General features: G+C 67.1%; 7 protein-coding genes. 2 read left to right on the top strand and 5 right to left on the bottom strand.

What is annotated here, in order from left to right; translation table 11 throughout:
- Positions 1–4: 4 nt before the first annotated feature.
- The 5 genes from AC1DRP_RS02400 to AC1DRP_RS02380 all read right to left on the bottom strand — a co-directional run bounded on the left by AC1DRP_RS02400 (position 5) and on the right by AC1DRP_RS02380 (position 5,793).
- The gene (locus tag AC1DRP_RS02400; RefSeq protein ID WP_441488008.1) at positions 5–1,507 is read right to left on the bottom strand and encodes a tripartite tricarboxylate transporter permease; all 1,503 of its coding nucleotides are present in this window, start codon (positions 1,505–1,507) and stop codon (positions 5–7) included.
- A gap of 4 nt (positions 1,508–1,511) precedes the next feature.
- Complete coding sequence (locus AC1DRP_RS02395) at positions 1,512–2,003, bottom strand: tripartite tricarboxylate transporter TctB family protein (protein WP_441504411.1); 492 nt, start codon at positions 2,001–2,003, stop codon at positions 1,512–1,514.
- Between the two features lie 145 nt (positions 2,004–2,148).
- Positions 2,149–3,144, bottom strand: a complete 996-nt coding sequence (locus AC1DRP_RS02390; protein WP_441504410.1) for a tripartite tricarboxylate transporter substrate binding protein — start codon at positions 3,142–3,144, stop codon at positions 2,149–2,151.
- A gap of 128 nt (positions 3,145–3,272) precedes the next feature.
- Positions 3,273–4,724 carry a trypsin-like peptidase domain-containing protein gene (locus tag AC1DRP_RS02385; protein WP_476767707.1) on the bottom strand — a complete coding sequence of 484 codons (1,452 nt, stop codon included), beginning with the start codon at positions 4,722–4,724 and terminating at the stop codon, positions 3,273–3,275.
- A gap of 37 nt (positions 4,725–4,761) precedes the next feature.
- Positions 4,762–5,793: an LLM class flavin-dependent oxidoreductase gene (locus AC1DRP_RS02380; protein ID WP_441504408.1), complete on the bottom strand. Its 1,032-nt coding sequence runs from the start codon at positions 5,791–5,793 to the stop codon at positions 4,762–4,764.
- Between the two features lie 301 nt (positions 5,794–6,094).
- On the opposite strand from AC1DRP_RS02380, the gene AC1DRP_RS02375 reads away from it, so the two are divergent.
- Both AC1DRP_RS02375 and pbpC read left to right on the top strand, forming a co-directional pair.
- On the top strand, positions 6,095–11,341 hold the full coding sequence (locus AC1DRP_RS02375; RefSeq protein WP_476767741.1) for an alpha-2-macroglobulin family protein: 5,247 nt from the start codon (positions 6,095–6,097) through the stop codon (positions 11,339–11,341).
- A 131-nt stretch (positions 11,342–11,472) separates the two neighbouring features.
- Positions 11,473–13,503 (top strand): penicillin-binding protein 1C, encoded by a 2,031-nt coding sequence (pbpC, locus tag AC1DRP_RS02370; RefSeq protein WP_441504407.1) that lies wholly within the window; start codon positions 11,473–11,475, stop codon positions 13,501–13,503.
- Positions 13,504–13,562: the final 59 nt, after the last annotated feature.

Genomic DNA, 13,562 nt, shown 5'->3' with positions numbered 1-13,562 from the left:
GCAACTACGCGGCGACCGCCCGTCTCGACCGCAGTTTCTCCAGGGACCACATGAAGACCGGCCAGAGCAGTGCCGCGATCGTCATCGAAGACAGCACCATCGAGACCGGGCGGCTGAAGAAGGGCAGGATGGAACCGTCCGACTTGATCAACGAGGTGACGAAGCTCTGCTCCACCATCGTGCCCATGACGATGCCGAGCACCATGGCAGCAACGGGATAGCCGTTCTTCTCCATCACAAAGCCGAGCAGGCCGAAGATCGCGACGCACCAGACCGCAAACAGGTTGTTGCCCGCCGTTGAGAAGGCCCCGACCGCACAAAAGATCATGATCACCGGCATGACCGCCGAGCGCGGAGCCCCGACGACACGGCTCGCCAGCCTGATCATGATGATGCCGAACGGGATCATGATGATGTTGCCGAGCAGGAAGATGATGTAGAGCGCATACATGCTCGACGCCTGCTCGGTGAACAGCGTCGGGCCCGGATTGAGCCCCTTCATGTAAAGCACGCCGATGGCGATCGCCGTGATCGTGTCGCCGGGAATGCCGAAGAGCAGCGCCGGAACCCAACCCGACGCGAGCGAGGCGTTATTGCTTGCGCCAGCCTCGATCAAACCTTCGGGATGGCCGGTCCCGAATTTCTCCGGGGTCTTTGAGAAGCGCTTGGACATCGCATAGCTAACCCAGGCAGCCATGTCGGCACCGGCACCGGGCAGGACGCCGATGATGATGCCGACGATGTTCCCGCGCGTCTGCTGCTTCGGATATTTCTTGGTCAGCTCGATCTGCCCCTTGAGGATGCTGCCGAGCCGGCGGTGCTCCAGCTTCGGCGGCTCGCGCTCGGTCAGGGCGCGCATCACCTCGGCAAGCGCAAAGACGCCGACCAGCGCCGGTATCGGCTCGATGCCGCCAAGAAGATCGGTCGAGCCGAAGGTGAAGCGCGGGACGCCGCCGGGATTGTCGATACCGATGCAGGTGATGAGCAGGCCAAGCAGCATCGCGGCGATAGCCTTGATCGGCGAGGAGCGGGCGACCAGCGTCGAGCACATCAGCCCCAGCATGGCGAGCCAGAAATTCTCGTAGGTCGAGAAGGACAGCGCAAACTCGGCCAGCAACGGTGCGATCAGCATCAGCGACAGCGTGCCGGCGATGCCGCCGAGCGCCGAGAACCACAGGCAGATGCCGAGTGCCGTCTCGGCTTGGCCCTTGCGGGTCATTGCATAGGCTTCGTCCGTGTAGGCCGCGGAAGCCGGCGTCCCGGGAATGCGCAGCAGGCAGCCCGGAATATCGCCCGAGAAGATCGCCATCGCCGATGCGGTGATGATGGTGGCGATGGCCGCGATCGGTGACAGATAGAAGGTGATCGGCACCAGGAGTGCCGTCGCCATCGTGGCCGAGAGCCCCGGCAACGCGCCGACCGTCAGGCCATAGAAGGCCGAGGCGACGATCGCGATCATCACATCGGTCTGGAAGACCAGTCCGAAGGCCTGGATGACGGTATTCATCGGCTCACCACGGGAAAGGCAGAAGGCCGCCGGGCAAGGGCACGCGCAGCAGCTTCAGGAAAATCAGGTTGATGACGAAAGGCGCGATCAGCGCCAACGGCACCGCGAGCTTCGGCCGCGCCCCGAAGGCGAAGCTCGCGATCACAACCATGATCCCTGCCGTCGGCAGAAAGCCCATTGCCTCGGACGCAAGCGCATAGAAGGCGAGCAGAGCCGGCGGCAGCAATGCAAGCCAGTTCCGCCAGGCCGGCAAGGGCTCGAGCAGTTCCGGCGCACTATGGCTCGCGACATCCGCCTCGGCCACTTCTTCGAAATGCCGCCCGATACCGAAGGCGATCAGCGTGCCGCAGAGGACGAGGGCAGCCCCGACGGCCATTGGAAAGGCGGAGGGGCCGACCTGCTGGCCAGGGACCGGCGGAAGTGTGGATCCATAGAGGAAGGCAGTGGCGCCGAGCGCCACCATCACGCCCCCGGTTATCTTGTCGGATAGAAGCATCGCGAAACGTCCGCTGATCCGTGCCGGGGCGGCGCCATGAGCGCGAGCGACCGCATCTCCCGCACTCATTTCAGGCACAGTCTGAAAGATCGAGAAGCGGCGGAAGGATGAAGCTGCCTCACCCTTCCGCCAACCGTTTGCCGCCTCAGGCCTTGGCCAGGCCCGCCGCCTTCATCGCGGACGCCATGGCCTTGTCACCTTCGGCCATGAATGAAGCAAAGCCTGCCGGGTCGGCGAACTTCATGCCGAAGCCCCGGGCGTTCATGAAGTCCTTGTATTCCTTGGAGTCGAAGGCCTTTTTCAGCGCGGCGGCGAGCTTGCCCTGGATATCGGCCGGCAGCCCCTTGGGCGCGCCGATGCCACGCCAGGCGCCGACCGAGTAGTTGACGCCGAGTGTCTCGTTCAGCGTCGGAACGTCTTTGAACTGCGGATTGCGCTCGGTCGCCATGATGGCGAGCGACTTCGCCTTGCCGGCATCGATCATGGCCCGGGCTTCGGGCACCGAGCAGGTGACGATGTCGATGCCGCCGGCTGCGAGGTCCTGCATGCCGGGTGCTGCGCCATTCGACGGCACCCAGGCGACATGATCGGGCTTCAGCCCCATCGCCACCAGCCAGCCGACCAGCGCGAGGTGCCAGATACCGCCCTGRCCTGTTCCCGAGGCCTTGAGCTTGCCGGGAGGCGCAGCCTTGATGGCTTCGGCAAGAGCCTTGATGTCCTTGTGCGGGCTCGAGGCGCTGACCTGCACGCCTGGCGGATCCTCGTTCATCAGCGCCAGCGCGGTATAGCTTGCCGGCGTGAGATCGGTGAGACCCTGATGATGCATCATCGAGATCTCGACCGTCAGCATGCCGATATTGTAGCCGTCGGGAGCCGCCGTCGCGATCGCCGAATGGCCGACGACGCCCGAGCCGCCGGTGCGGTTGACGACGTTGCAGGGCTGGCCGAGATCCTTCTCCAGGAGCGAAGCGACGATGCGCGCCGTCGCGTCCGTGCCGCCACCTGCGCCCCAGGGGCAGATCATCGTCAGGGGGCGGCTCGGCCATTGTGCCTGCGCGATTGCCGGCTTGACGATCAGACTTGCCGCGCCTGCCGCTGCCGCACCCTTCAAAAGCTTACGTCTGTTGATGCCGTCCGTCATTCCCGTGTTCCCTCCGCTTAATCGATTTAGGTCCGGGATGCTTCTCCGCGGATGCGGGGCTCCCTTGTCAGTCCGACGCTATCTGAGCCGATTGTCGTAACGGAAACAACTGCTCTTTGAAGACGGGTTCACAGTCCGCATGCGACGGGCAATGCAGCCTTTCCGACCTTCTCGACCACCGCCCCGGTGCTGATCTCCGGCCCCGACGTCGCGGCTTGAAGCGTTACGCCTGCCTTGCCCAGCAGCGCCTGCATGGCAGCCCCGGCGGCAATCGCGTAGGCGCGCTGCGGCGCGACCCCTGCAATCAGCACCCTGTCCGAGGGGTTGGACGTCACCAACCCGGCAAGACGACCCTGGCGATCGAAGACCGGGCTGCCCGCCTGGCCGGGTTGCAGCGGCGCGAACACCGCCTCGCCGGCGCCGAGGCGCACGGATTGTCCCGGCAGGGCCATCGCCGTGCGCTGCCCGCCGGAATCGCCGAAAGCCATCAGCACGACGCTCTCCTGCGCCACCAGCGCCCCACTCCGAAGGCCTGGGGGAGCTCCGGCCGCAGTGCCGTCGACATCCAGCAAGGCAAGGCCGCTCGCATCGTCCTTGATGCGCAGCCGCGCCGGCCGACCGGAAACCTTGAGCGATTTGCAGGGGTCGATCGCCGCCGTCGCCGTCAGGACGAGCTTGTCCGAGACAGCGAGGCCGACACCGAAGCGCTCCGTCGGCCTCGCCGCGACCACGACCGGAGGCGCCGCGCCTGGTGTCGGCACGCTCGCGACCGCAGGACCCGCCGTCGCAGGCGCAGGCCCGGTCGGAAAGGGTTCGAAGCTGCTGGCAATAGCGATGACGAGCTTGTCGATGCTCGGCGCGAGAGCCTTGTCGTAGCCGATCGAGAAGCCGCGCAGGCCGCCCGGCCCCGACGACAGGCGCCGGTAGAACCGCCCCGACGGCGTCTCGCCAGTGACTACGAAGAAATCCGGCCGGAGCAGCTTGTATGTGATTTTCCGCCCTGGAACGGCCGCGCTCGTGGCCTTCTCGAACAGCGCCTCGACAGTATCCCCTGCCGGTGCCGTGCTCGTGTCGAGCGTCACCCTGCCATCCTCKCTCTGCCAGCGGCCGCCGCCGGTCGCGGTCGCCTCGCGGCGCGGCAGCAGCTTGGTCGGAATGCCGATGCGGATACCGGTGCGTTCGTCGGTGATGACGCGGAAGCCCGCCGCCTCGCGCGCCGCCCCCGCCGCCTGCGCCAATGCCCGGCGCTCGACGGGCGTCAGGATGCCGTCCGGCATGCCGCGCGAGCCGGCCTTCAGCGCGTTGATGCCACGAAAGGTCAGCGGCCCGTAGGAGCCGCTGACCGCGCCGTTGAAATGTCCCGCCCAGATCAGGTCGTTCTGGATCGCCTTGCGTTCGAGCTCGGGCAAGGCGTCGAAGGCAGCCTGCGCCGCGGCAAGTTGCGGATTCGCCGCAGGTTGCGGCTGGGCTTGCGCGAGCGCCGGCAAGAACAGCAGCCCGGCAGCGACGAGCAGCCCCCTTGTCCCAAGCGAAGACCTCAACCCCGTCGCCATCACGCGCTCCCCTGCAATCGGCAGCATTGAAGCGTCATTGCCGGCGCATCCGCAACTGGTCTCGTCAGGCAAGCATTTCGTGGACCAGAGGCACGACCCTGCGTCCATAGAGCTCGATGCAGCCCATGAGCCTGTCATGGCTAAGAGGCCCGGCGCTGTATTTCATCTGGAAGCGCGCCGCATCGAGCGCCTTGACCGTCGCGGCGATCTTGCGCGCGACCGTCTCCGGCGACCCGACATAAAGCGAGCCGAAATCGATCTCCTGATCGAACTCGGCGCGATTCATAGGCGGCCAGCCGCGCTCACCGCCGATCCGGTCGCGCATCCGCTTGTAGTCCGTGAAGAACTCCTCGCGCGCCCGCTCGTCCGTTTCCGCCACATAGCCCGGCGAATGCACCCCGACCGGCGGCACCGGTTTCCCCAGTTGCGCAAAGGCGCGGTGATAGAGATCGACATAGGGCCGGAAGCGCGCCGGATCGCCGCCAATGATCGCGAGCATCAGCGGCAGGCCGTAGCGGGCGGCACGAACGACGGATTCGGGACTCCCGCCAACCCCGATCCAGGTCTTCAGCACCCCGGTTTCCAACGAGGGAAAGACGCGCTGGTTCTTGAGCGGCGGCCGCGTCGTGCCCGACCACGTCACCGCATCCTGGCTGATCAGTGCCGCGAAGATTTCGAGCTTCTCCTCGAACAGGGTTTCGTAATCGCGCAGCTCATAACCGAAGAGCGGGAAGGACTCGGTGAAGGAGCCACGGCCGAGAATGACCTCTGCCCGTCCGCCCGACGCCGCGTTGAGCGTCGAGAAACGCTGGAACACCCGGATCGGATCGTCGGAGCTCAGCACCGTAACGGCTGAGCCGAGGCGGATCCGCTCTGTGCGCCCGGCTATCGCCGCAAGCACGACCTCCGGCGAGGAAATGGCGAAATCCGCGCGATGATGCTCGCCGACACCGAAGAAATCGACCCCGACCTGATCGGCCAGCACGGCCTCGTCGATCAGGTTGCGGATGACCTCTGCGTGCGGCAACGGCTGGCCGTCCGCCCCGGAGGTGACATCGCCAAACGTGTCCAGGCCCAGTTCGAGAGGCTGTGTCATGCACATGTCCGTTCAGGCTGGCTACGGTCGAGGGAGATTGTGCCGAGATGAGCCCGGCGGAACGCATCCGCACCAATTGAGGCGCAGGACGCGTGCTTTCAAGGAGGCCCGCCATGCGTGCCGGTTCAGAGCCTCAGGCAGCGGATGCGCGGCTGGCTCCGCCTATGCTGCAGACACTCCGTCATCAGCTTTCACGTTGCACCGGCGAGCACGGATGCTAGCCTTTGGTGATACCGTGCCGCCCTTGCGACTGCGCAGCACTATCGATGACGACAGGCCGGACCGGCCGAAGGGACTGATCATGACCTTGCTCTCCCGGCTCGCGCTGATTCTCGGTCTTGCCCTCGCCGCCACCCCGGCACTCGCCCAGAAGGCCTATATCCGCAACGATCTCCAGGCTGATGGGCAAAGGCTCGAGGAACGCCTGAAGCGCGACGTCTCGGCCAGCACACGCCCCGCGGCGGTCGCGCTGCGTGACGGCGAAGCTGCGCTCTCCCGAGGCGATGCCCGTGCCGCCCTGCCCCAGGCCAATGCCGCCGTCGTCGCCGATCCCCAGAATTCCGCCGGCTGGCGCCTGATGGCACGCGCCGCCAATGCTATCGAGCCGCGTGACTATCGTGAGCGCTGGGAACTGCGCGAACGCGCGATCAGTGCAGCCTACCTCGCCTATCAGCGCGCAACCTCCCGCCCGGACGAAGCAGCCTCGCTCGCGGTGCTCGCCCGCACCTTCGAGCGCAACGAACTCTGGCGCCCGGCCCTGACCGCCTATCGTCTCAGCCTCGATCTCCAGGACAATGCGCAACTGCGCACCGCCTATGAAGGCCTGCGCGAGAAGCGCGGCTTCCGCTTGCTCTCCAACAAGGTCGATGCCGATGCGGCGAGCCCGCGCGCCTGCTTCGAATTCTCCGAGCCGCTCGCCCGCGGGCGCATCGATTTCGCGCCCTATGTCGCGATTTCCGGCGGCAAGGGCGATTTCGCCGTCAGCGCCGAGGAGCGCCAGATCTGCGTCGACGGCCTGCGCCACGGCGAACGCTACGCGTTCGTCATTCGCCAGGGTGTGCCTTCCGCACTCCCCGACGAGAAGCTGCTGAAATCCGCCGATTATGAGGTCTATGTCCGCGATCGCACACCGTCAGTGCGCTTCACCGGCAAGAACTATGTGCTGCCGCGCACCGGTCAGCAGGGCATCCCGGTCGTCTCCGTGAATGCCGACAAGCTCGACCTCGAAGTCATGCGCATCGGCGACCGCAACCTGATCAACTCCGTCCATTCCGACGATTTCCTCAGCCAGCTCGGCAGCTACAACGCGGGCCAGATCGCGTCCGACAAGGGCCAGCGCGTCTGGGCCGGCGCGATGGACGTCAAGTCCGAGCTCAACAAGGATGTGATCACCGCCTTCCCGGTGCTGGAAGYGGTCGGGCAGCTCAAGCCCGGGGTCTACGTGATGTTTGCCAAGCCGACGGGCGGACAGGCCGCGCAGCCCTCGGGCGACGGCGACTATGACGACGGCTCGACCCGCGCGACACAATGGTTTGTCGTCTCCGATCTCGGCCTGACCTCCTTCTCCGGTCCCGATGGCGTGCATGTGCTGGCGCGCTCGCTCGCCAACGCAGCGCCGATCCCGAATGCGGTGCTGCGCCTCATCGCCCGCAACAACGAGGTGCTCGCCACCGCCCGCACGGATGCGAAGGGCTATGCCCGCTTCGATGCCGGCCTTGCCAAGGGCCAGGGCGGCAATGCGCCGGGCCTCGTCACCGCCCTGCTCGACGAGGATTATGGCTTCCTTGACCTGAAGCAGACTGCCTTCGATCTCTCCGATCGTGGCGTGAAGGGCCGCGTCGCCCCGGCCGGCCTCGACGCCTATCTCTATACCGAGCGCGGCGTTTATCGCTCCGGCGAGACCGTCTATCTCACCAGCCTGCTGCGGGATTCCGCCGGCGCTGCCGTCACCGGCCTGCCGCTGACTCTGGTGGTGAAGCGACCGGACGGTGTCGAGTACCGCCGCCGTCAGGTCGAGGATCAGGGTGCCGGCGGGCGGGCTCATTCCATCCCGCTGATCTCCGGCGCGCAGACAGGCACCTGGCGCGTCCAGGCCTATGCCGACCCGAAGGGCGCAGCCATCGGCGAGGTTTCCTTCCTCGTCGAGGATTACGTGCCCGAGCGCCTCGAGCTGACGCTCGCGCCGAAATCACCCGTGCTCCAGGCCGGCGAACCGGCCGAGATCGATGTCAATGCACACTATCTCTACGGCGCGCCGGGCTCCGAGCTCGACGTCAACGGCTCGACCACGATCCGCGCCGCCGCGAAATCCGCCATCCCGGGCTTCGCCGAGTTTCAGGTCGGCCTCACCGACGAGGCCTTCGAGTCGATCCAGAGCGACCTCGAGGAGAGCGCCACCACCGACGCCGCAGGCAAGGCCACGATCTCGGCCGGCGTGCAGCAGCCCGAGACCAACCGCCCGCTCGAGGTCGAGATCACCTTGCGCGTCGGTGAGCCGGGCGGCCGCGCCATCGCCCGCTCCGTCACCTTGCCGATCGTGCCGAAGGGCGCCGCCATCGGCGTGAAGCCCCTGTTCAAAGATGGCGAGCTCGGCAATGGCCAAACGGCGAGTTTCGACGTCATCATGGCCAATGGCGACGGCCGCCGCCTTGCCAAGCCGGGCGTGAAATGGACGCTGTCCAAGGTCAATCGCAACTATCAGTGGTTCTTCCAGGATGGTCGCTGGAACTATGAGGGAGTGAAGACGACGCGCCGCGTCGCCGATGGCGAGGTCGCCGTCAGCGAGACGGCCGCGGCCCGCATCGCTGCCCCGGTTCAATGGGGCAATTACCGGCTCGACGTCGCCTCCGATGGCTCCGACGCGACCGAGACCAGCGTCTCCTTCACCGTCGGCTATGAGAGCGACAAGACCGCCGACACGCCCGATGTGCTGGAGGTCGCGCTCGACAAGCCGTCCTATGCGATTGGCGAGACCATGCAGGTCAGGCTCTCGCCGCGCTTCGCGGGCAAGGCAACGCTCGCCGTCGTCGGCGACAAGCTGAACGAGATCCAGACGATCGACATCGCTCCCGGCGGCAGCACGGCCTCGATCCCGGTCAAGGCGGAATGGGGTGCGAGCGCCTATCTCGTCGCGTTGGCCCACCGCCCGATGGACACCGCCGCCCAGCGCCTGCCCGGGCGCGCCATCGGCCTGTCCTGGTTCTCGATCGGCAAGGAACAGCGCACGCTCCAGGTCGACCTCGGAGCGCCCAATCTGGTGCGCCCGCTCTCGACGCTGTCCCTGCCGGTCAAGGTCAGCGGGGCACGCGCCGGCGAGGAGGCTTTCGTCACGGTTGCGGCGGTCGATGTCGGCATCCTCAATCTCACCCGCTTCGAAAGCCCGGACGCCAGCAAGTACTTCTTCGGCCAGCGCCAGATCGGCCATGAACTCCGTGATCTTTACGGCTATCTGATCGACGGCATGCAGGGCGTGCGCGGCACCATCCGCTCCGGCGGTGACGCAGCCCCTGCATTGCAGGGCGAGGCGCCTACGCAGGAGCCGCTCGCGCGCTATTCCGGGGTGGTCAAGCTCGGCCAGGACGGCACTGCGAAGATCGATTTCGAACTGCCCGCCTTCAACGGTTCGGTCCGCGTCATGGCTGTCGCCTGGTCGCAAGGCCGCACCGGCCAAACCAGCACCGACGTCATCGTGCGCGACCAGATCGTCGCCCAGGCGACGCTGCCGCGCTTCCTCGCGATCGGCGACCAGTCGCGCTTCCATCTCCAGATCGACAATGTCGAGGGACCCGCGGGCCCCTATCTCGTCGATCTCGACGTGAAGGGGCCCGTCCTCGTTGCCGCCGATGCAACACGGCGCACGCTGACGCTCGCGGCCGGCGCCAAGAGCCAGATGACGATCCCGGTCACGGCGGCGGGTCTCGGCCGCGCCGAGTTCGATGTCCGGATCAGCGGCCCGAACGGCGTCGGTACCGTGCAGAACCTCGCGGTGCGCGTGCAGCCCTCGGCCAACACGATCGCCCGCCGCATCGTCCGGCCGATCCCGGGCAATGGCGGCTCTATCACCGTGTCGTCGGACCTCCTGGCCGATCTCGTACCGCGCTCCGGCCAGGTCTCTGTCTCCGTCTCGCCGCTGGCCGCGCTCGACGTGCCGGCGATCCTGAAGGCGCTTGACCGCTACCCTTATGGCTGCACCGAGCAGACCGTCAGCCGCGCCTTGCCGCTGCTGCATGTCAACCGGCTGGCMAGTCTCGAGCAGCTCGCGCTCGATGCCAACGCCGACGAGCGCGTCAACGGCGCAATCGAGCGCGTGCTCGCCCGCCAGGGCGGCAACGGCTCCTTCGGGCTCTGGGGTGTCGGCGGCGAAGACCTCTGGCTCGATGCCTTCGTTACGGACTTCCTGACCCGCGCCCGCGAGCGCCAGTTCAACGTTCCGCAGATCGCCTTCAATCTCGCGCTCGACCGGCTGCGCAATCAGGTCGTCAACACCAGCGAGATCAACAAGGAAGAAGCCGCCGGCATCGCCTATGCGCTCTATGTGCTCGCGCGCAACGGCCGGCCCGTGATGGGCGACCTGCGCTATCTCGCCGACAACAAGCTGGCCGAGTTCGCCTCGCCGCTGGCACGCGCGCAGATTGGAGCGGCACTCTCGCTGCTCGGCGATCGCGGTCGCGGTCGCGCCGCCTTCACCAGCGCGCTTGCTGGCCTCCAGGAGGCGCGTGACGACGGCCTGTCACGGCCCGACTAYGGCTCGCGCCTGCGCGACGGCACGGCGGTCCTGACCCTGATCGCCGAAACCAATGGCGAGCGTGCCGACATCGCCCGCGCTTCCGCAATCGTCGAGAGCGCCCGCGGCTCCGCCCGCTACACCTCGACCCAGGAGAACATGTGGATGGTGCTGGCGGCTCAGGCCATGGCCAAGGAGGCCGAGGGCATGGCGCTGACCGTCGACGGCACCGAGCGCAAGGGCGCCTTCTACCGCACGCTTTCGGATGAGGCGCTGGAAGCAAAGCCGCTCGTCATCGCCAATCCCGGCGCCGCCTCCGCGCAGGCCGTGATCACCGTTGCCGGCATTCCGACCGCCGCCGAACCCGCCCTGAACCAGGGCTTTGCCCTGGAGCGGACCTATTACACCATGAAGGGCGAGAAGGCTGATCCGGCGCGTCTGCGCCAGAACGAGCGCTACGTCGTCGTGCTGGGGGTGACCGAGCCCTCGGTTCGCTACGGGCGACTGCTGCTGGTCGATCCACTGCCGGCCGGGCTCGAGATCGAGAATGCCAATCTCACGGAGGGGGCATCGACGCAGGGGTTGAGCTGGCTGAAGCAGGACGTCACGCCGGTCCACACGGAAGCGCGCGACGATCGCTATGTCGCAGCCTTCGAACGGCCTGGCTCGTCCAACCAGCCGCTCTCCTTCACGGTCGCCTATATCGCGCGCGCCGTCTCGCCCGGCCGCTATGTCGCGCCCGCAGCCGCCATTGAGGACATGTACCGTCCCGACCGCTTCGGCCGCACCGCCTTCGGCACGGTCGACATCGCCTCGGCCAGGTAAGGGCACGAAGGCTCGTGATCACGCAGGGCGAGCAAAGCGGCACCCCTCCTCCCTCCCCTTCGCAGGGTGCAAGGGGTCGACGTCGCTGGCTGAAACCCGTTGCGCTGGCATCAGCGCTCGGGCTTGCGCTCATGGGTTTGGCTGCCGGCTCCGTTGCCTTCTACGCCTCGACCCTCCCCCCACTCGATGTCTCGGCTGCGCATGACCGCTCGACCGTGGCGCTCGATCGCGAGGGCAAGCTGCTGCGCCCCTTCCTCACCGCTGACGGTCGCTGGAAGCTCCCGGTCGGCGTCGAGGATGTCGACCCGCGCTATCTCGCGATGCTGAAGGCCTTCGAGGACAGGCGCTTCGACAGCCATTCCGGGATCGACCCGGTCGCGATGCTACGTGCCGCCGGGCAGATGCTGATCAATGGCCGCATCGTCTCCGGCGGCTCGACGCTGACCATGCAGGTCGCGCGGCTGCTCGAACCGCGCGAGGAGCGCTCGCTTGCCGCCAAGCTGCGCCAGGCCGTGCGTGCGATTGAGCTGGAACGCCGCTTCAGCAAGGATCAGATTCTCGATCTCTACCTGGCGCTCGCGCCCTTCGGCGGCAATCTCGAAGGCCTGCGAGCAGCAAGCTTCGCCTATTTCGGCCGCGAGCCGAAACGTCTTTCCACGGCCGAAGCCGCCCTGCTCGTCGCGCTGCCACAAGCACCGGAGCAACGTCGTCCCGACCGCTTCGCCGAGACCGCCCGCAAGGCGCGCGACAGGGTGCTCGCCCGCATCGAGGCAGCAGGCCTCGTGACGCAGTCCGAAGTCGCGGCCGCGCGTGATGAGCCGGTTCCGACCGCACGAAGGGCCTTTCCCAATCTGGCGCCGCATGTCGCCGAGCAGGTCGTGGCCGAGGCACCGACCGTTCGCCGCCACCACCTGACCATCGATGCAAGGCTGCAGGCCAATCTCGAACAGCTTGCCCGCGAACGCAGCCTCGGCCTCGCCCCGCAGGTCTCGATTGCCGTTCTCGCCGTCGACAACGAGACCGGTGAGATCCGTGCCTCGGTCGGCGGCGTCGATTATTTTGCAGCCGAGCGCGCCGGCTCGCTCGATCTCACCCGTGCCCTGCGCTCGCCGGGTTCGGCCCTCAAGCCCTTCATCTATGCGCTCGCCTTCGATAACGGCCTCGCCCATCCCGAGACCATGCTGGAGGATCGGCCGGCGCGTTACGGGCTCTATGTGCCGGAGAATTTCGATCTCGGCTTCCAGGGCATGGTCAGCGCGCGCAAGGCCTTGCAGCTTTCGCTGAACGTCCCGACCGTGGAATTGCTTTCGTCACTCGGCCCGCAACGTTTCCTGTCGCGGCTGCGCGATTCCGGCGTCGCGATCGCCATGCCGAAAGAGGGCGGTGCGCCAGGGCTCGCGGTGGGCCTTGGTGGTCTCGGCATCACCCTGTCCGACCTGACGCGGCTCTATGTCGGCCTCGCCCGCGGCGGCGAGATGCTGCCGCTCAAGGTCAAGGCCGGCGATCAGCCGGCCGGAGAGGCGCCTCGCCTCGTCGATCCCGTCGCAGCCTGGTATGTCGCCGACACGCTCCTAGGCGCTCCGCCGCCGCTCAATGCCGCACCAGGGCGTATCGCCTACAAGACCGGCACATCCTATGGCTATCGCGATGCCTGGGCCGTCGGCTTCGACCGCAAGCACACGATCGGCGTCTGGGTCGGCCGCGCCGATAACGGAGCCGTGCCGGGGCTCGTCGGGCGCGTCGTCGCGGCACCGATCCTGTTCGATGCCTTCGCACGTCTCGGCCATGATCCGCGGCCATTCCTGCAGCCGCCGAACGCCATCATATCCTCGACATCGAACCTGCCGCCACCGCTGCGCCATCTCCGGCAGGACGTGCCCAAGACGCTGACCGCACTGGCCCGCCCTGGCCTCACGCTGGCCTTCCCGCCGGAAGGCGCGCGCATCGATCTCGCGGCGTCGGCCGTCGACGGGCACGCGCTGCTCAACCTCAAGGTCGCCGGGGGCGCCCCGCCCTATACCTGGCTGGTCGACGGGGCGCCGGTGACCGCACCGACCCGCCGCCGTGAAACCGCCTGGCAGCCCGGCGGCAAGGGCTTTGTCCGGATTTCGGTGATCGACGGCGCAGGCGCGAGCGAGAGCGTCTCGGTCAGGCTGCAGTAGCGCAAGGCATCAGCGCGGACTCAGCGATCCAGGCGCCGGCGATGCGGCCTGGATCGCCT

Source organism: Allobosea sp. 01N443 (assembly GCF_056399325.1).
This window is presented reverse-complemented; position numbering and strand designations above follow the sequence as displayed.